Consider the following 18,850-nt stretch of genomic DNA (forward strand, 5'->3'; position numbering starts at 1 on the left):
CGAGCGTGCAGAAGAATGGTCGCGGACGGGACGATGCTCCCATCCTGCGTTTAATAAAATCGCTCACGGCGGTGGGCGGCAGCCGCGCTCATCCCGTGCTGACACGGAGGACGCTGGCATTGAATTCACGGATCACGCAGTCGCATCTCACTAGGCAACCACCATGGACTCCCATTCAATCCGATTCGCACTCTTCATGGTCTGTTCTTTGGTCGGCACAGTCGATCGTGCGATCGCGGAGCGACCTTCGACTCCATTGCGGGCTGGCATCATTGGGATGGACGCTCACGCATTGCCATGGGTGCAAATCATCAATGATCCCAAGACAACCGGCGAGCTAGCTGAGATGAAAGTTGTCGCTGGCTTTCCCGGCGGCAGTACCGATATCCCAGAAAGCATGGAACGCATCGCAGCGAACACTCAACCGATCGCGGACCTCGGCGTCGAGATTGTTGATTCGATCGATGATCTGTTGCCGAAAGTCGATGTGGTGTTGATGCTGAGCATTGATGGTCGTAAACATCTGGACGAGGCGAACAAGGTTTTTGCGGCGGGTAAACCAGTCTTCATTGATAAACCAGTCGCCGGTTCGCTTGCTGAGGCGATCGAAATCTTCCGCTTAGCTCAACTTCATCAAGTGAAATGCTTCTCCAGTTCCGCGCTCCGATTCGCGCCCAAAACAGTCAACATTGGTGAGCGTGAGAAATTGGGTGAGGTAGTGGGTTGTGATCAATACGCACCCTGTACGCTCGAACAACATCATCCTGATTTCTTCTGGTACGGTATCCATGGCGTTGAACCGCTATTCACCATTATGGGCAGTGGCTGCGTTTCAGTATCTCGCATCCATACCAAAGGAACCGACATGAGTGTGGGCGTTTGGCAGGATGGACGGATTGGCACGTTCCGCGGCATCCGTGACGGCCAGCGTGGCTACGGAGCGACCGTCTTCGGTACCCAAGGAATCGTTCAAGCAGGTGCGTTCGAAGGCTATGAACCATTGATTGTCGAGATCATTCGTTTTTTCAAGACAGGCGAACCACCGGTAACACCGGAACAGACTTTAGAGATTTTTGCGTTCATGGAAGCTGCCGATGAGAGCAAACGCCGTGGTGGTGCTCCCGTGACACTCGACAGCGTGATGCAGAAAGCGCGAAGCTTGGCCGCTGAAAAATAGGGCGAGAGATCGGTGCTCGGATGATAACGTAGCTCAGGACGATGGTCCTGAGCGAGCAAGTGCGACCCGGACGTGACGAAGGTTCCATCCTACGATTTATAACTGAGAATTGATACATGATGAGCAACGCTTCCATCCGCTTCGTAATCGCATTTTTGTTAAGCACATTGTGTGGCGTAAACTCGCCAGCCATGGCAGCGGAGTGGGAAACCGTGTCTGTTCCCGGCGGCCAGGAATTCACCGGCAACGCGTGGTACCGAACCTGGTTCAAACCACATCCAACGTTCTTCACTCAACATGAACGCGACCTGTTCGGAGAATCGGTGATCCTCAACATTCGCGATCTCCCTGGGGCTCACGAAGTCTATCTCAACGGTACAAAGATCGGCGGCGGGGGATCCTTTCCACCGGAGTATGTCGATGGCCGAGCCGGAAACCATCGCTATAAAATACCTTCGGGCAGCTTGGTTCCTGACCAATGGAACGAACTCACCGTGCGAGTCTACACCCCGGACGGAGATGGTTCGGTAGAGCAGGGTGGCTTCCTCTCCGAGGCGCCGTTTGTGATGAACTACTTTTGGGAATGTGTTTTCGCGGGCGACTGGGAGTTTCGACGAGGCGAGGATCCACCCGAATTCGCTGGTGCTGTGCAGACGAAGCCCACCACCTCGGCATTTGACTCGTTTCATGAGTCGAATCGCGTCCTCGGGGAAGCCGACACGCTGGTCCACGGTGAAAAAATGTCTCCCGCCGATTCGTTGGCGGCGATGAAAACACCGGAGGACCTGACGGTGGAGTTGATGCTCAGTGAGCCATTGGTTGCCCAGCCGACTCACTTCAGTTTTGACTCCCGCGGGCGACTGTGGGTGGCTCAGTACCGTCAGTATCCGTATCCGGCAGGCCTGAAGATGATCAGTCGGGACAAGTACTATCGCTCACACTACGATCGTGTACCGCCACCGCCACCGCATCATGACCGTGGCCGCGACGTGATTTCGATCCATGAAGACACTGATGGCGACGGCGAATACGACAAGCACTCCGTGTTTCAAGATGAACTCAATATGGCCAATGCGGCCGTTCGCGGGCGTGGCGGTGTGTGGGTCATGCACACGCCCTATCTGTTGTTTTATCCCGACGCGAATTTCGACGATGTGCCCGATGGGCCTCCCGTTGTCCATCTCCAAGGCTTTGGACTGGAAGACTCTCATTCGGTCGCCAACGGCTTGGTGTGGGGCATGGATGGATGGCTCTACGGTGCCCAAGGGAGCACGACGAGCTGTCACGTTACCCGACCTGGGATGGATGCCCCCGACGATCCAGGCATTTATTTTCAAGGCTGTATGGTCTGGCGATATCACCCCGAGACCCATCGATTCGAGATCTTCTCGGAAGGCGGTGGCAATAACTTTGGTTTGGAGGTCGATTCCGGCGGACGACTCTTCACAGGCAACAACGGCGGCCAAACACGCGGTTGGCATTATCTCCAAGGCGGGTTGCACCTGATGCAGGGAACGACCCCAAACAAATTTGGCCCCGTCCGAAACGAGTTCGCCTTCGGACACCTGCCTTACATTGCCAACGAACAGCCCATTCCACGATTCACACACTTCGCCACGCTGGTCGAATCGACCGCGATGCCGCCGAATTATCACGACACGTTCTTCAGCGTCGAGCCACTACACAATTTTGTGATCGCCAGCAAACGACTCGTTGATGGGGCGACGTTCACGACCAGCGATACCGAAAAAGTCCTGACGTCCGAGGATCCCGCTTTTCGGCCAGTGTACATCGCCAATGCGCCCGACGGCTCGATCCTGGTTGCTGACTTTTACGAGCAGTATATCGCCCACGGCCAGCACTACCAAAGTCAGATCGATCCCACGACGGGACGCATCTTCCGCTTACGCGGCCGAGACGAACCACTGGAGAACGACCTGAATCTAGATGCCAAGGACACCGACGAGCTGATTGCACTACTCGATCACCCCAATCGCTGGCATCGACATACCGCCGTGCGACTATTGGGTGAGCGAAAAGATCCGACATCGGCCGCGAAACTGCGCCAACTCGTCATCGACGGCAGTTCCCACGAATCGTTGGCGGCGTTGTGGGCACTATATCAAGGGTTCGGTCTTGACCCTGAGACCGCTTTGACAGGCGTCGCTCACGACGTGCCCCTGCTCCGGTACTGGACCATTCGATTCATTTGCGACGATGTTGGATTCGCTAACAAACGAACCGTGATTGGATTGACCGACAGTCTTGGTGGGCCGGCGGTAGACGATCCGACGCGGGTCGCCGATGACCTATTCGCCGCCATGCTGGCCCAGACCGAAATCGAGGACAACGCCGAAGTCCGATCTCAGATTGCGGCATCCGCGCGTCGGCTGCCTGTCGATCAAGCGCTGCGTTTAGTGACTGCTGTCCTGGCTCATGACGAAGACGTTAATGACAAGTACGTACCGCTGCTGTGTTGGTGGGTACTCGAGAACAACCTCGATCGGGATCGCGACGCGATCATGGCAATGTTCGAAGACCCTGCGTTTCGCCGCAAACCGATGGTCGTCAAACACATCCTTTCGCGCATGATGAATGGACTCGCCCTCAAAGGTGGCAACCATGACTTGCAACAGTGTGCCCGATTGCTGGAACTCGCCGACGGGCAAGCACAAACGGACGCATTGCTCGCGGGTTTTGAGCTCGCATACGCCGGGCGACGGATGGTGGGGCTGCCTGACCAACTTGTCCGGGCACTGGTCGACAGCGGTCGCTCATCGCTCGAATTGAATGTGCGTCTGGGTGATGAATCGGCCCGGGACGAAGCGATTGGGTTGCTGCGAAACCGCGAGGCAGACAGTCAGACGCGAATTGTGATCGCGAGAGTCCTCGGCGAGGTCAAGGCACACGAGGCGCTAGGAAGTCTGCTCGACGTATCGGTCTCCGCCACCGACCCAGAGCTCCAGCGAGCCTCGCTGACAGCTGTTTCGGTCTTCGAAGAGCCGGCGATTGGTGAGCGGTTGGTCAGCGAATTTGGCACCTTCGCCAACGAGGTTCGCCCCGCCGTCTTCGATTGCCTCCTCAGCCGCACCGCGTGGACGCGCCAGATGATCGATGCCATTTCGACTGGCAAAATTGCCGCTGATGCCATCCCGAGCGACGTGGTCGAGCAACTCAGGCGGCATGGCGATGCGAAAATAGCCAGCCTCGCGGTGGAGCAATTCGGAGCGAGCCAAGAGCACAACCCAGCGGAATCGATAAGGGAGATCGAGCGAATCCGCGCGGTGGTCGAAGATGGTACTGGGAACCCCTACGCAGGCGAGGCCATTTTCATGACACAATGTGCCGCCTGCCACCGGCTATTCCACAAAGGCGGTAACGTCGGCCCCGACTTGACGCCGTACCAACGAGGAAATTTGGACACTTTACTATCGAGCGTCGTACAACCGAGCGCTGAAATTCGAGAAGGGTTCGAGCAGGTTACGCTACTGACACTCGATGGTCGCCTCCTGACCGGATTCTTAACCGACCAAGACAATCAGATTGTTACGTTGCGAGGAAAGTCGGGTGAGGATATCCGCGTCGAACGCGACGACATTGAATTGATCGAACCGGTCGGTCGCAGCCTCATGCCAGACGGGTTGCTCGATGAGCTCACCGACGAACAACTACGCGACTTTTTCGCTTACCTGCGAATCTCACAACCTATTAGCAACTAAATTGATTGCCAAAGAACAAGGCCGCTAACTTGTTAAAGATCAATACAGGCGGCACGTCATCACTGGGTAATGAATCCTGTCGCGGCATGCTGCCGTCGCTGGTGCAACTCTAGTCGACCACGTCAAACGGCCTTCCCACTCACAAAAGAACCGACATGATTCAAAGTCTTCTGCTGTCCATCGCCTTGGCATTGCTCCTCGCCAGTCCCGCGTATTCGCAGCTCGTGATCGACGCCAGCAAGTACGACTCGCTGCAAGCAGCTGCCGATGCGATTCCGTCTGCAGGCGGTGTGCTACGGATTCCCGCAGGCGAGTACGAGATCACTCAGCCACTGCGCATCAAAACCGGCGACACACGTGTCGTGGGAGATGGCACAGCGACTCATATCATTAATCAAAATACGGATGGTCAACCCGCGATCTTGATCGAGAACCCAGCCTATGCGAGTAAATCCACTCCACCGAAAGAGCGTCTCTGGCGAGTCAACCTCGCCAATCTGCGCGTCACGGGAAATAATAAAAGTGGAGCGGGAATCGAAGCCCGCTATATCGAGGAGATCTTCGTCCACGGTGTGACCAGCAGCTACCATGGCGGTGATGGGCTGAAACTTCACTATTGCTATGAAGACCCACGGATCAGCAACAATTTGTTTACATATAACAAACACGCTGGTTTGCAAATCGAAGCCTGTCACGACATTATCGTGTCAGCCAACCAGTTCGAAGAAAACCAGGACGGCGTTCGCTGCATCGATTCGTTTAACCTCACCATGAGCGGAAATAATTTAGACGACCATCTCGGCGATGGGTTGGTGATCGAAAATACGTATGGCAATGTTATTGCGTCCAACATGATCGAAGAGTGCCAAGGATGGGCCATTGTCCTGGATCGCGATTGCTATGGAACGACTGTTTCAGCCAATGTCATCGCCCATGATTTTGGCGGTGGGATTGACTTACGCGACGCTCACGGATGTGCGATTTCGGCGAACACGTTCACAATTGTGAAGAATGCGGCGATCGCAGTTCGCGAATCATCCGCCAGCATCACGATTAGTGCCAATAACTTCAGTGACACCTGGATTGGCAACGATCCTGATGGCAAACCACTGCAAAAACGTAGTGACGAGTCATCGAAGACCGAGCAGACCCCCAACGAAGCAACGGGTGTCCTCCTGCAAGATTGCGAAGGCATCGTCATTTCGGGAAACCTCTTCTCAAGGCTGGCTACTGAGTCTGTTCGCCAAGAGGGTCACTGCCAACGTATCTTGATCAACAACAACGGTGAAATGCGACGTGGTGATCAAAACTGATTGGATCTGCCGGGGCAGGGCAGGGCGGTCCTTGCGAACCGCACCAGCCACTCAGTCCAGCAAAATCTTCCAGCGGCCTGCCGAACGCTGAGCGTGGAACTTGGCGCTAGTACCTCGGATATTCAAAATTAAACCGTTCGCGTTGACTTGCGCTGTCCAATTGGATTGCTGCGAGGGAGCCATCGCAATGACTTGGTCGAGCGCAAGAATCAGGCGACCACGATAGGTCGCCAACTCCGAGATGAGCTGCTGTCGGGGCTGAGTATGGTCCGCTGTCGACTCATTGAACAACACGCACTCGTCAACGAATGTCGCGAACTCTTTCTGCTCGAGGTACCCCAACGCAAGTTGCATGTCGTCCATGAATGTGGCCATCATGCCGTCGAGACGCTCCTGCTTCGTTCTTAACGCTCGATAGGCGTCTTCGCGATTGACTTTCTCAAGTGGAATCCGCCGGACCTTACCGTCGGACATCAATAGAACGAGCAAATTATTGTCGACGTCGATCTGCCTCGCTTGAATGCTGCCCCGACCTTTGACATCCCGCCACGTTTCCAATGGAAAGGATTCAAATTCCTTGAGTTGTGACTCAGTGAAAGATTGTTGCGGCGGCTGAAGTACGTCGAGATTAACGACCTCGCGTGCTGCTCGCGTGCCCAACGCTCCCCAAATCCCGTACGGGCTTGGCGAACCTGGTGGAGCGGGCGTTCCGTTTGGGTAGTCTCCGATCGCGACGGACGGACTGTCTGCCTGGCCGGCATCGATCGTATCAGATACAAACGCGACCTTGCCATCGGACATCAACACATGCACGCCACCGTCATGATGACTCGAGGCCGACATCACGCCTTCTAAGAGCCCTTTGTCCGAAGTACAGGAGGGCGAATTTGGTGGCAGAATGGTTTGGAATCCGATCGATAGAAGTGATCCGTCGGCCCACACTGCCGGCCGGGGATCATCCCAGAAGTCGGTCGCGGCATCTTGATGAGCGACTAGGCAGCGTGACGGATCAGCGATCATTCCCGTGACATTCTTAGCGGTACGGGTCCCCGTGAGCTTGCCCTCGGTCATCATTAGAGTATTTGAGAGTCCATCTAGAACGTCTCGAAAGCGGACTTGATGTTGACGAATGAACAACCCACGTGTGGTGGCTCGGTTGTCGCCATAAGGCGGTTCAGCATCCAACCATGCCGCTCCGACGTTTTCGATTGCGTCGCCATAATTCAAAAGGTAACTCGATGCGACTTTGTTTTCATCATGTGCCGGATCGTCGGGGCACACGAGCGCGTCAGGACGCCGCGACCAAGGCGAGTATTTGCTGGGTGGATACCAAGGCACCGGCCCCATTGCTGGAAAATACTCACCGTTCTCCGACCTCGGATTGGCGATATCCTGCCACAATGCCTGCTGTTCGATAAATGGTGTCACACCGACTAAACCACACAGCCGATTGGCATTTCCGAGCATCGGTTCGGACTCACTGCCCGCTGATGTGCCGCCGCTTCCAAAGGGCAATTGGTTATACGCCGAGTGATAATTATGGAAACCAAGCCCAATCTGCTTGAGATTGGCGGAACACGAATTCATTCGCGCCGTCGCCCGCATGCGTGAGACGGACATGGACAGTAGCGAGACCGCAACGAGAGCGAGCATCGCTCCCCCAGTCAAATCAATTAGCGTCAGTCGACGGCTCATTTTCTTCCCCAATTATCGTTTACGGAGTTTGAATGTTCCTTCATTGTAGCGGATTGCAGATTCGCCAATGCGATCGACACGGACACGTATCGGGGACGGAAGTAGATGAGTCCGAAGAGACGCTCGCTTCGATTGAGCTGATCAAAGATATGTTTTCGCAGCTCAGTCCAGCACATCATCCGGTAAGGGCTCGCCGCCTTGCGGTGTGATGAGGGCGTTGACGGTCATGGGCGCTGTCGTTTCAGGAAGAAAGTGGCTTCGTCCATCGACGGTGACAACGCATGCTCCACCGTCGGTCACACCGCCGAGATCTGTTCCGCTGGATGAATTGATTGCACCGGCAGATCTTGCGAAATCGAGGTCAGCCGGTTCCGTCCAAATGCTCGGCGCGGAGCTCTCAACTAATAGGATGGTTTGTGTGGCACCATCGATTACTTGCTTAGGCCCAAGTGGCCCCGAACTGGGAAATAGCGTTCCCGCTCCGGTAACCAGATGATACACCGTCTCCGTAGCCCATGAATTGGTATCGGGATGACGGTAGATCGTTGGCATGCCGCGATAACTAATCTGTTGGTTTTGAGCACTGTCCCAGGACGCACCGAGATCAAATTGGTCGTAGAGTTCTTCTTCGCCGAGGTAGGGTAGGATTGCTACCCGCCACGACAACAGCGGATTACCGGCGTGATCGAGAATCGCCGGGGCAGGGTAGATGCCATGGTCAGCAGCATAGGCGTTGAGCGCTTGAGCAATCTTTTCTAAGTTCTTCATGCTGCCCATTCGTGTTCGCCCCGTCCGCAACTTTGCCGCCGTTGTACCGCCGACACGCACGATCGCGATTCCAGCGGCACCGACGATCAATAGCATCACCACAGCGACCGCCACCCACGCCACCGAGCGTTTGCGTCGCGTTCGCGCGGGACGCTGCACATGCGGACCATTCGCGCGGGCACCGGGTGCAAAATTGGGCAGTGTGATCTCATGACCGCAAACCACGCACTCACCAGACTGGCCGCTGAATGCATCGTCGACCTCCGTGCGTGTGTCGCAATGTGGGCAGGTAAATAGGTAGGGCATGCGATTTAGAAGAGGGCAGGGCAGGGCGGCTGTGAGGGAATACAATGATCACCTTCCTACCCTATCTTAGCGAGACTGATCAGTGAAAGTCATCCTGCAGCGAAGCCTGCAAGCCAGCGTGCAAGTTGAAAATGAGATCGTCGGTCAGATCGAACAGGGTTTGGTCGCGTTAGTTGGGGTAGGGCAGGGCGATAGCGAAGAAACCGTGCGTGCATTGGCTGAGAAAACGGTGAACCTGCGGATCTTTTCTGACGAGAACGGCAAGATGAACCGGAACGTGATCGAGTCGGGAGGCGGTATTCTCGTGATCAGCCAATTCACCTTGCTGGCTGATTGCCGGAAGGGCCGTCGCCCTTCGTTCACAGACGCCGCGCCACCGGATCGCGCAAAGGAGCTCTACGAGCTTTATGCCGAGCACCTCGCGGCGCGAAACATCTCCGTCGCCCGTGGCATCTTCGCGGCCGACATGCAGGTGAGCTTGATCAACGACGGCCCGGTCACGATTATCCTCGACTCCGCGGAGATCCAAGCGTAGGTTCGGGCCATCGACCCGCGGGAGCAGATCGGTGCAGGCGAGGGAGATATCTCGGACGGGATAATCGGTCCCATCCTATGAGCTAACGCCACTCATCGCGGGGGAGGGTAGGGCGGTCGCGTGGATCAGCGATCCGCTTGGAATCGGATGGACCTGTTTGCCAAGCTTCCATGGGCGAAAACCCGGAGGCGGGTTGGCTTTGCTGCGAGGAACGCGATGGCAAGGTATATGGGCCGGGCCCAGCCGACCAGTCCGATTCGGGTATGGAGTATCGCTCGCGTTCCAATCGCACCCGCTGGCGAAGCCGATCGAGGATTCCATGGTCACCCCACGCGACGTAACACAGCAACACGAGTTTGCCCCACACCGACACATTCGCCCACCAATCTTTCCCAAAGAATTTCAGTGCGGTTCCAAATGATTTTTTCACCCGCATCCCGCGACCACTGAAATCGAGACTCCAGATCTCGTCCAAAATTAAATGGGTCAAAAAACCAACCAACACCGCGAGCGACTTGTAGACTCGAATCGCCTCGCTGGGGCAAGGCATGATCAGGTATGCGGCCACGCATGCACTGAACGCCGCCGGGATGCTGTGCCACATGCCGCGGTGGACTGTGTAACGCCGAAAAAATTCGACGACGACGAAACGAATCGTGACGTAAATCAGCATCGCCGCCAGCGCCATCGCTTCGTGAGAAAGCCCCATATCACGAAATCGTTCCACCATCAAAATGGGGATCACTGCTGACAGGAACAGCGTCGTTTCGCGTAACGGAACGCCCGTGTCGGAATCGAGATCAGGCAGCATTCCCGCAACGCTACACAAGCCACCGGCAAGCAACGCACTTTCGATCGACATGCCCTGCGTGGCCACGCCCCAATACCCGTAGACAACGCCCACGACGGTGCTGGTCGAAATATGGGTTTTGAAGCCAGCCAAGAGAAGAACAGCGATACAGGAGGAACGGCGGCGCCCGGAGCAGAGCAGGGCGATCGTAAAAAATTTGAAGAGGATTCACCCCTGCGATTAGCAAACTTCAGCCGCCTGTCGCCACACCGGAAAATTGATCGATTGCTCTTCGCCCTGCTCCGTTCGTTCTGGTACAAGGCGAGGGTTACTTGCCGTTTTGGCGCTTAGCGGCGTGCTGATTTACTAATCTGACGCGCCAGAGAGGCAGCCCATCTCGCTCCTCGCTGGCATCTCGGGTTAGTTTTTCATCAAAATAACTCTGTCCGAATGGATAGGCCCATTTCACCAGCAAATTTGTTACTGTGCAGACTTACGACATTCTCATGGCGATCGTTCTTATCGGTGCGATGCTCCTGGGCGCGCTGAAAGGATTTGCTTGGCAACTCGCCTCGATCGTTTCGATCGTTGTCAGCTACGCCGTCGCATATCACTATCGCGAACCCTTCAGTCAGAACATTCAGGCAGAGCCGCCCTGGAATCGGTTTCTGGCGATGCTAATTCTGTTTGTCGGGACCTCCATCGTGATCTGGGTCGCGTTTCAAATGATTCACAGCACGATCGATCGCATGAAATTGAAAGAATTTGATCGTCATGTCGGCGCGCTCTTCGGGCTCGGCAAAGGCGCCATTTTCTGCACATTGATCACATTGTTCGCCGTCACCTTGCTCGGAGAAAAATCCAAACATGCGATCACGGCGAGTCGCAGCGGGCGTTGGATTGCGAGGTTGCTCGATCAATCCGACGCGGTCATGCCGGAGGAATTAGCCGCGGTGGTCCAGCCGTATCTCGATCGCGCCGAATCACAACTCGAGTCGGCGGGAAACGCTCAGCCGTGGCTTGCCGGAGCCTCTCCAACAGCACGTGACGCCACGTCGTTTCCAGGCAATCCGTCGGCGCCAAATCCAACCTGGTCAACAGCTCAAAACCAAGCCTCGGCACCCGCGTCTCCGACCACGAATTTCGCTGCACCGCCACAGTGGCAGCAAGCCGCTCGGCCGGCTCCATGGCAGCGATAGAACAAGGACCGATCGGCGACGCGCCGGTCGGCCGGCGCTGCCGTCGGGCCCCAGCCCACTGAGCCGTCAGGCGCCAGCCCACCGAGCCGTCAGGCGCCAGCCCACCGAGCCGTCGGGCGCCAGCCCACCGACCGATATCCCAAGCGCACCTCGAGAGCACGTCACAACGACCTGCGAAGCGCATCGCAACGCAGCACACGCATCACACTGGCGGAGCGGTTCGGCCTAATCTAGCTAAAACGAGCGTTTCAAGCGGATTGAATACAACATAAGAGGCATTATCGGACGTTGCGGGGCGGTTGGAATCGCTTGCCCATTCCTGCTGGGCAGGCTTTCGCCTGTCCGTTTGGGGATGACTTGGATGACTGGGCGGATGCCTGTGGGCGGCTCAGCTGACCAATTCGCTGGCTTCGCCGGACTCCAAGAACACGCCGATGCGGCGGAACTTTTCGTATCGCTGCTCCACGAGTTCATCGATCGGCAGCGCTTCCAAATGCACGAGCTGGCGAGACAGATAATCCTTCATCCGCGATGCCATTTGATGGTGATCACGGTGGGCGCCGCCGAGCGGTTCTTCCAGCACGTCATCGACGATTCCAAGTCGCTTCAAATGCTCGCTGGTGAACTTCAAGGCAGCCGCGGCTTTGGGAGCGTGCTCGTGGCTCTTCCACAAAATTCCTGCGCAGCCTTCGGGGCTGATCACGCTGTAATAAGCATGCTGCATGACGGCCACTCGGTCGCCGACGCCGATGCCCAAAGCACCGCCTGAACCACCTTCTCCGATCACAACGCAGATAATCGGCGTTCTTAGCCGACTCATCAAAAACATGCTCTCGGCGATCACTTGGGCTTGGCCGCGTTCCTCCGCTCCGATACCAGGATATGCACCGGGCGTATCGATAAAGCAGATTACGGGGAGTTTGTATTTTTCCGCGAGCTTCATCCGCAGCATCGCCTTGCGGTAGCCCTCGGGATGAGCGCATCCGAAATGGCACGCCGCGCGTTCTTTGTAGGTTCGGCCTTTCTGATGGCCGAGCACCATTACCTTGAAACGATCGAGCTTGGCGAAGCCAGACAACATGGCGCGGTCATCACCAAAATGACGATCGCCATGCAGTTCAACGAATTCATCAAACGCGAGGTTCAGGTAATCTCGTGTGTACGGTCGATTCTTGTGCCGTGCTACCTGCACAGTCTGCCAAGGGTCGAGCGAACTGTAGGTCTCCTTCAGTTTGGCGACGCGCGCCATTCGCAGCGATCGAATCGCCGACTCGATTTCGGTCGTGCGATCGGTTGTCCGCTCGAGCGAAACAATTTTCTCTTCGAGATCCGCGATCTCGTATTCGAATTCTAAACCAGGACCCGCCATTGTTTATTCCTGTTCCTTCCGTTTTCTGTCTGCTGCTTTTCGCTGTTTATCTTCTTCCGATTCTTTGACGACGTCGTAATTCCCATCGGGGCGTTTGATCATGTCGTCGGCAGACTTCATTCCGCCCATGTCATCGAACACGCTCACTTCTGGTGCCTTGGGCCGCTTCAGCCAAATCTCCATGGACCGAAATTCCTTCAAGAATTCCCAGACCGAACTGGGCCGATCCTCTTGCTTCTTCGCCATCATTCGTTTGATCAACACCGCAAACTCCGGTGTCACATTGTCGTTGTAGACGATCGGGCTGGGGATAGATCCTGTCAGATGCTTGGACAAGAGATCGTTGGGCGTTTGACCTGTGTAAGGTGGTTTGCCAGTCACCAACTCGAACAGCACGCAACCGAATGAATAAACATCCGTTCGCTCATCGCAGAGCTTGCCGCGAATCTGTTCGGGTGCCATGTAGCTCCGAGTGCCCTGGACAGTTTTGGAGCGGTAAAACATCTTTTTGATGCCGGTAAGTTTCGGCTCTGCGATCGTAAAGTCGATCAGTTTGGTCTCACCATCGCGGGCAACGAGGTAGTTGTCCGGCTTGATATCGCGGTGAATCCAGTTCTTGGTGTGCATGTAGTACAAACCCTCGGCGGCCTGCTCGATAATTTTTTTGAGCATGAAGGCGAGCGATTCAGGACCTTTGCGAAGGGCCTGTTTCATGTTCAATTCACTGAACAATTCCAGCACCAGAAAGGGGCGGCCTTTGTCCGTCTGCAGGTCGATCACCTTGATGATCCGCGGGCTCGCCAATGCTTTGCCGACGTTATATTCGTGCTTGAGTAAGCTGATCTCGTTTTTGTCTTTGGAGCTGCTTTCGCGCAGTACCTTCAGCGCGTAGCGTTGGTTGTCCGAGCTGGTTTCGTCAATCGCTTCCCAGACCTCCGCCGTGGAACCGATCCGGATCAATCGGGCGAGTCGATAAGGACCAAGGAAATCGCGGGATTTTGACATCAGGCTGGCGACAAGAAGACGAGGACAGAAAACACCGGTCAGGTGGATTGTAACGGCGACATGATACCCCAGACCACCCTTACACCGAAAGGGAAGTGTCCGTGGGGCGAAGTGTCCGTGGGGCCAGGCGGGTGGGTTCCGATGGGGCGTCTGCCACTTCTCGCGTTTCTTCGCAGCGCAGACTGGGAGCACCTGCTCGGCCATCATGGGGCTGCGAAGGGGTTTCATGGCAATTCATGACGGCGGATACTGCCAGCCCTGCAAAAACCGGGGTCACCCGAAACGTCCCCGGAAATCTCGCTGAAGGCTCGATCTCCGACCCTGCCCGTTTCGGACCCTGCCCGTTTCGTCGGGCGGGTCAAAAATCAAAACCGCCCTATTCAAAACCGCCCTGCCCTACCCCACAGGCTCCCACTCTCTGCCATGAACATTCTTGTGCTCACCGGTGCCGGCATCTCGGCCGAGTCCGGCATCCCCACCTTTCGCGACGCCGATGGATTGTGGGAGGGACACGCGGTCGAAGAGGTCGCGACACCGCAAGGGTTTGCCCGCAATCCCAAGCTGGTCCACGAGTTCTACAACACCCGCCGGCGGTGTTTGCTCTCGCCGGAGATTCAGCCCAATGCGGCTCACCGCGCGTTGGCAGATTGGGAGCGTGAGCACAGCGCACGGTCGGCGGGCGATTTTCTGCTCGTTACACAAAACATCGACGATTTGCACGTGCGGGCGGGCAGCCAGAACGTGTTGCCGATGCACGGGGAGCTGCTCAAAGTGCAGTGTCTCGAATCAGGGCAAGTGTTCGATTGGCGGGAGGACCTCAGCCTCGAGACTCCTCATCCCGAATTTCCCGATGAAGAATCACGACGGGGTTGGCTGCGCCCACAAGTGGTGTGGTTTGGTGAAGTTCCGCTGGGGCTGGGCGTGATCGAGCGAGCCGCCGCGCAGGCCGATTTGTTTGTGGCGATTGGCACTTCCGGACTGGTCTATCCCGCCGCGGGAATAGTGCAGTCGACGAAGCCCACATGCCACAAAGTCGAAATCAATCTCGGTAATACACCCGCATCGCCCGCTTTTGATGAGCATCGCCGCGGCCAAGCGAGCGTTGAGGTGCCTAGGTTGATTCGTGAATTGCAGGCATCCGGCTCGGTTCCCCACCGACGCGATGACGCCTGAATTTCATAACACCACGAGTTCCGACAGGGACTCGTGGTTGCCAGCCCAGCTGACAATCCACCCCTTGCCCCCGTGATAGGCAGCATCGCAAGGGGAGGCGTCAGGTTTGGCGTCGCTGTAGTCTTTATCGGGAGTCAAGACACTCCAGGAGTCAAGGCACTCGCTGTCCGGTCGTAACGATTGATCCAAATTTCGACACCTCACCCCGCTAGCGAGCCGTTTTTCAGCAGTATTGACCGATGCGGGTAGCCTAGCAGCGACGAAGGAGGGGGAAGCCAGAGGTGTGAGGAGGAATCGCCTCGCAGTGCATCTCCCTTCGAAAATCCCTCGTATTGGACCTACAAGCATGACGCTGAATCGTTCTCTCGTAATCACCTCCCTCTTCATCCTGTGTGGACTGTCGGCGACGATGTCTTCGGGGCAAACCTTCGCTACGCGATATGCCAGCCACCAGGAATTAAGCGATCCATGGTCGCTCAAGCCCTGGTCGATCGATTCGTCCAGCCTGTTTCTGTTCCGCTCCGATCCAGGTTCCAGTCAGTTGGTGAGCAGCATCGTTGGGGATCCCAGTAATTCCGTGAACGCTGAGGACTTGTCCTATGGATTCGCGTACGGCTACCAGTTGCAACTCGAACGCCAGCTCACGCACCGCACACGGTTTGAGTCTCGCTACTTTGGGACCGATGACTGGGACGACCGAACCTCGCAGGCGACGACTCCCAATCAGTTCTTTTCGCCGCAGCTCGTGCAGGTGGGTTCGTCGGCGATTCCCCGGACAGCGGGAACGTCGATCCAATCGCGTTTGGCATCGAAGCTGTACAGTTTCGAATTGAACATGAATCATCAAGTTACCCAAAATATCGAAGCCATTGCCGGATTTCGATATGTGCGACTGAAGGACAATCTGAGCTTAAACATCCCCGACGCTAGCATTCCAATTGTCGGGCCAGTTCCCACCGTTGCGCAAACTGAAGCCAGTAATGACTTGTTTGGCGGACAAATCGGAGCTCGTGCACGCCTGTGGGGGACTTCGCGACTCTCGTTGACCACGGATTTCAAAGGCGGAATCTATGGTAACGGGGCCCACCAGCGATCGAGTATTGCGACGCAACTCCCATTGGTGGGAAACCTCGCATCGACCGCAAATGACTTTGACGACACCGTCGCGTTCGTCGGCGAATGGACGTTGCAGACTAACTACAAACTCACGGATCGATGGTCCGTGGACCTCGGATATCAATTGTTGTGGATCGATGGGGTTGCGGTTGGAACCGACCAGCTCGCCGCCAGCGACTACAAGATTGGGAACATTGGCCCCGGCAACGGCATCGACTCAAAAGACCATGTGTTCTACCAAGGCATCCTGCTCGGTATTGACTACACTTGGTGAGCGTCCAGCGACGGTCCTGCGTCGAGCGATGTGAACTTACGAGCCATCCAGCGGGTGTCCTGACCCGCGGTGGCTCCGTTCAAACACGACCTGCTAGCGATACGCGGCTGTCGCTCGGTGTCAACCAAAAACCGGAACGCATCGCACTGGGGCGTGTAGAATAACGGTCGTCTCGTTCACGCGTTATCTCTCGCCTGAGGTGGTTCCATGACCGTTCTGCATCGATGTTTCCAGCACAAGATCCCTTGTTCAAGGCACCTCGGGTGCATGGGAATTCTGATGTTTTGGTTGGCGACTGGGCTCTCGGCGACTGGGCTCTCGGCTGCCGAGCCAGCGACTGGCGACGATGCTGCGGATGCCGTTCAGCCATCGGCTCAAGCGGCGGTCGTCGATACTGGCGAAATCACTCATGTGACTTTGTTTCGCGACTCGGCTCTGGTGACCCGCTCCATTTCTTTAGGCACCGATCAGCCGCTGCTGCCTGGTACGCACGAAGTGCTCGTGACTAAGCTTCCTGAACAATTGGTGGCTTCAAGTGTGTATGCCGAGGGGAATGAAAGGGTCTCAATTCGTGCCGTCCGGGTGCTGCAAGAGCCGATTGGCGAGTCGTCACGAGCGGACGTCCAAGAGCTGGACGAAAAATTCGCTGAACTGAAACTGAATCAAGAGCAACTCACAACCGCTCGCGAAGTCGCTCAGAGCAATCTCGCCACGCTTGATCGCATGATTGCCTTCACCCAGCACGCTGCCGAGAGCGACCTCAATCATGGTGTGCTCAATGCAGAAGCTTTGACGCATTTGTTGGACTATTCGATGAAACAGCGTGCCGGCCTCAATGAGAAGCTGCTCGACATCCAGAACGAGATCGAAGATCTCCATGAACTTCAAGCCTTGTTCAGTCGCGAACGGTCACGCCTGACCGACAGTCATGCTCACACTCGCTTCGAGACGCGTGTCTTCATTGATGTGCGTGATCCCGCCGCAGGCGGCGTGACAGGAGATGAAGCCGACAGCGAAGCATCCCCCAAAGCGTCTGTCGCCACCGGCAATACGATCCGACTGAGCTATTCCGTCGGCGGTTGTGGCTGGTCACCCCAATACGCGGTCAACGGTTCGGTCGATTCCGATCAGTTTACCTTGCGTTATGGGGCGATCATTAGCCAACTCAGTGGAGAGTCTTGGGACCAAGTTCGCTTGACGTTGTCAACCAGCTCACCGCAGGTCTCTGCGGCAGGCCCCAGCCTCGCTCCGCTACGGGTGCAAACGACTTACGCTGGCGAATCGCCCGAAGGTTCGCTCGATGATCTTTTCGGGAGCAACGAATCCTCCAAGCCGCAGCCCAGTTTCGACAACATGCAAATAGAACCCAACGCTGGGGTGCAGCGGGCTATGCCGAATCAAATGGCCACCAGTGGCTCCGCCTACAGCGGTGGTGAATCACCATTGCAAAGCAAAATGCTATCGCTCCGTAGCCGCCAGCGCACCGTCGAGCAGTCCAGCGGAAAAGGCATGAAGTCTCACGAGGCCGCAGCACGCGACATGCAACTCAATCGCATCGCCGATGAAATGCAGGGACTTGAGTTCATGGCTTCGGCTCGGAAGGCACGCGGCCTGGCTTCGGATGCAGTCGACGAAGTCGCCAGTCAAACCTATGTGATTGAGGGTCGCGTTAGCTTGGATTCGCGCCGCGAACAGCAACTCGTCGAAATTGTCGAAAAAGATCTGTCCGGGGAGCTCTATCACGTGGCGATTCCCCTGCTGAGTAGTTTCGCTTACCGTGAGGCCGAACTCGTCAACGAACTGCCCTTCGGTTTACTCAGTGGGCCGGCCTCGATCTATCTCGATGATCGCTTTGTCGGCATGATGAACATGCCCACAACCGCCAGTAAACAGAAGCTGCTGATTGGATTCGGAGCCGACGGGCAAGTCCGTACCCGACGCGAACTCATCGAAAAGAGTGATGCGATCCAAGGCGGCAATCGAAAACTCGGTTTCGAGTACCGTCTGGTGCTCACGAACTTTAAAGAACGAGATGTCACGGTGCGTCTGCTCGACCGGATCCCGCTGAGCAGCCAAGCCGAGCAGATTCGCGTCACCCTCGGCGACGTCTCTCCAGCCCAAAGTGATGACAAGCTCTTCGAACGAGCCCAAAAACCATTCGGTTTATTACGTTGGGATCTAACACTCGGCAAATCAACGTACGGTGGCGACGCAACCGATGTGAAATATAGCTACAGCGTCGAGTTTGATCGCAGCCAGGCTCTCTCGGTCGAACCAACCAGCGAGCAAGACATCACCGAATTCGACATGGGCGGTGGGATGGGTGGCGGCATGGGCGGAATCGGCCGCTAGCGAACCGCCCTGCCCTGCCCCGCAATGCTGTGAGGGGCCAACCGCGTCTCGATCTTCTG

Annotated in this window: 15 protein-coding genes; 9 read left to right on the forward strand and 6 right to left on the reverse strand. The window is 56.3% G+C overall.

Annotated elements, in window-relative coordinates:
• Nucleotides 1–163 precede the first annotated feature (163 nt).
• From Poly21_RS05720 to Poly21_RS05730, 3 genes are all read left to right on the forward strand, one after another.
• Nucleotides 164–1,177 carry a Gfo/Idh/MocA family protein gene (locus Poly21_RS05720; RefSeq protein ID WP_302117700.1) on the forward strand — a complete coding sequence of 338 codons (1,014 nt, stop codon included), beginning with the start codon at nt 164–166 and terminating at the stop codon, nt 1,175–1,177.
• A gap of 116 nt (nt 1,178–1,293) precedes the next feature.
• Nucleotides 1,294–4,896 carry a PVC-type heme-binding CxxCH protein gene (locus Poly21_RS05725; RefSeq protein WP_146405958.1) on the forward strand — a complete coding sequence of 1,201 codons (3,603 nt, stop codon included), beginning with the start codon at nt 1,294–1,296 and terminating at the stop codon, nt 4,894–4,896.
• Nucleotides 4,897–5,051: 155 nt separating this feature from the next.
• Complete coding sequence (locus tag Poly21_RS05730) at nt 5,052–6,209, forward strand: right-handed parallel beta-helix repeat-containing protein (RefSeq protein WP_146405959.1); 1,158 nt, start codon at nt 5,052–5,054, stop codon at nt 6,207–6,209.
• A gap of 51 nt (nt 6,210–6,260) precedes the next feature.
• Here Poly21_RS05730 and Poly21_RS05735 read toward each other — a convergent pair whose 3' ends face one another.
• On the reverse strand, nt 6,261–7,904 hold the full coding sequence (locus tag Poly21_RS05735; RefSeq protein ID WP_146405960.1) for a DUF1559 domain-containing protein: 1,644 nt from the start codon (nt 7,902–7,904) through the stop codon (nt 6,261–6,263).
• 162 nt (nt 7,905–8,066) lie between these two features.
• Nucleotides 8,067–8,978 carry a DUF1559 family PulG-like putative transporter gene (locus Poly21_RS05740; protein WP_146405961.1) on the reverse strand — a complete coding sequence of 304 codons (912 nt, stop codon included), beginning with the start codon at nt 8,976–8,978 and terminating at the stop codon, nt 8,067–8,069.
• Between the two features lie 82 nt (nt 8,979–9,060).
• Here Poly21_RS05740 and dtd point away from each other — a divergent pair, with 82 nt between their 5' ends.
• Nucleotides 9,061–9,513: a D-aminoacyl-tRNA deacylase gene (dtd, locus tag Poly21_RS05745; RefSeq protein ID WP_146405962.1), complete on the forward strand. Its 453-nt coding sequence runs from the start codon at nt 9,061–9,063 to the stop codon at nt 9,511–9,513.
• 82 nt (nt 9,514–9,595) lie between these two features.
• Here dtd and Poly21_RS05750 read toward each other — a convergent pair whose 3' ends face one another.
• Nucleotides 9,596–10,456, reverse strand: a complete 861-nt coding sequence (locus Poly21_RS05750) for a metal-dependent hydrolase (protein ID WP_146405963.1) — start codon at nt 10,454–10,456, stop codon at nt 9,596–9,598.
• Here Poly21_RS05750 and Poly21_RS27085 point away from each other — a divergent pair.
• Together Poly21_RS27085 and Poly21_RS05755 are read left to right on the forward strand one after the other, a co-directional pair.
• Nucleotides 10,436–10,654: a hypothetical protein gene (locus Poly21_RS27085; RefSeq protein ID WP_302117705.1), complete on the forward strand. Its 219-nt coding sequence runs from the start codon at nt 10,436–10,438 to the stop codon at nt 10,652–10,654. The genes Poly21_RS05750 and Poly21_RS27085 overlap by 21 nt on opposite strands.
• 155 nt (nt 10,655–10,809) lie before the next feature.
• Nucleotides 10,810–11,502, forward strand: a complete 693-nt coding sequence (locus Poly21_RS05755; RefSeq protein ID WP_302117707.1) for a CvpA family protein — start codon at nt 10,810–10,812, stop codon at nt 11,500–11,502.
• Between the two features lie 388 nt (nt 11,503–11,890).
• On the opposite strand, the gene Poly21_RS05760 is transcribed toward Poly21_RS05755, so the two are convergent.
• Both Poly21_RS05760 and Poly21_RS05765 read right to left on the reverse strand, forming a co-directional pair.
• Nucleotides 11,891–12,871, reverse strand: coding sequence for an acetyl-CoA carboxylase carboxyltransferase subunit alpha (locus Poly21_RS05760; RefSeq protein WP_146405965.1), 981 nt, complete (start codon nt 12,869–12,871; stop codon nt 11,891–11,893).
• 3 nt (nt 12,872–12,874) lie between these two features.
• Nucleotides 12,875–13,876, reverse strand: coding sequence for a serine/threonine-protein kinase (locus tag Poly21_RS05765; protein WP_146406897.1), 1,002 nt, complete (start codon nt 13,874–13,876; stop codon nt 12,875–12,877).
• 423 nt (nt 13,877–14,299) lie between these two features.
• Here Poly21_RS05765 and Poly21_RS05770 point away from each other — a divergent pair, with 423 nt between their 5' ends.
• Nucleotides 14,300–15,049: an NAD-dependent deacylase gene (locus Poly21_RS05770; protein WP_146405966.1), complete on the forward strand. Its 750-nt coding sequence runs from the start codon at nt 14,300–14,302 to the stop codon at nt 15,047–15,049.
• 3 nt (nt 15,050–15,052) lie between these two features.
• Here Poly21_RS05770 and Poly21_RS27090 read toward each other — a convergent pair whose 3' ends face one another.
• A complete protein-coding gene (locus Poly21_RS27090; RefSeq protein ID WP_302117711.1) occupies nt 15,053–15,187 on the reverse strand; it encodes a hypothetical protein in 135 nt (44 codons plus the stop codon).
• A 208-nt stretch (nt 15,188–15,395) separates the two neighbouring features.
• Here Poly21_RS27090 and Poly21_RS05775 point away from each other — a divergent pair, with 208 nt between their 5' ends.
• Complete coding sequence (locus tag Poly21_RS05775; protein WP_146405967.1) at nt 15,396–16,439, forward strand: BBP7 family outer membrane beta-barrel protein; 1,044 nt, start codon at nt 15,396–15,398, stop codon at nt 16,437–16,439.
• 207 nt (nt 16,440–16,646) lie between these two features.
• The gene (locus tag Poly21_RS05780) at nt 16,647–18,791 is read left to right on the forward strand and encodes a DUF4139 domain-containing protein (RefSeq protein ID WP_146405968.1); all 2,145 of its coding nucleotides are present in this window, start codon (nt 16,647–16,649) and stop codon (nt 18,789–18,791) included.
• Nucleotides 18,792–18,850 lie beyond the last annotated feature (59 nt).

Source organism: Allorhodopirellula heiligendammensis (genome assembly GCF_007860105.1).
Classification (GTDB): Bacteria; Planctomycetota; Planctomycetia; order Pirellulales; family Pirellulaceae; genus Rhodopirellula; species Rhodopirellula heiligendammensis.

What these genes read in the sequence shown, in the direction of transcription:
- Poly21_RS05720 (WP_302117700.1), top strand. Translation starts at nt 164, where the DNA reads ATGGACTCCCATTCAATCCGATTCGCACTCTTCATGGTCTGTTCTTTG.
- Poly21_RS05725 (WP_146405958.1), top strand. Translation starts at nt 1,294, where the DNA reads ATGATGAGCAACGCTTCCATCCGCTTCGTAATCGCATTTTTGTTAAGC.
- Poly21_RS05730 (WP_146405959.1), top strand. Translation starts at nt 5,052, where the DNA reads ATGATTCAAAGTCTTCTGCTGTCCATCGCCTTGGCATTGCTCCTCGCC.
- Poly21_RS05735 (WP_146405960.1), bottom strand. Translation starts at nt 7,904, where the DNA reads ATGAGCCGTCGACTGACGCTAATTGATTTGACTGGGGGAGCGATGCTC.
- Poly21_RS05740 (WP_146405961.1), bottom strand. Translation starts at nt 8,978, where the DNA reads ATGCCCTACCTATTTACCTGCCCACATTGCGACACACGCACGGAGGTC.
- Poly21_RS27085 (WP_302117705.1), top strand. Translation starts at nt 10,436, where the DNA reads ATGGGTTTTGAAGCCAGCCAAGAGAAGAACAGCGATACAGGAGGAACG.
- Poly21_RS05755 (WP_302117707.1), top strand. Translation starts at nt 10,810, where the DNA reads ATGGCGATCGTTCTTATCGGTGCGATGCTCCTGGGCGCGCTGAAAGGA.
- Poly21_RS05760 (WP_146405965.1), bottom strand. Translation starts at nt 12,871, where the DNA reads ATGGCGGGTCCTGGTTTAGAATTCGAATACGAGATCGCGGATCTCGAA.
- Poly21_RS05765 (WP_146406897.1), bottom strand. Translation starts at nt 13,876, where the DNA reads ATGTCAAAATCCCGCGATTTCCTTGGTCCTTATCGACTCGCCCGATTG.
- Poly21_RS05770 (WP_146405966.1), top strand. Translation starts at nt 14,300, where the DNA reads ATGAACATTCTTGTGCTCACCGGTGCCGGCATCTCGGCCGAGTCCGGC.
- Poly21_RS05775 (WP_146405967.1), top strand. Translation starts at nt 15,396, where the DNA reads ATGACGCTGAATCGTTCTCTCGTAATCACCTCCCTCTTCATCCTGTGT.
- Poly21_RS05780 (WP_146405968.1), top strand. Translation starts at nt 16,647, where the DNA reads ATGACCGTTCTGCATCGATGTTTCCAGCACAAGATCCCTTGTTCAAGG.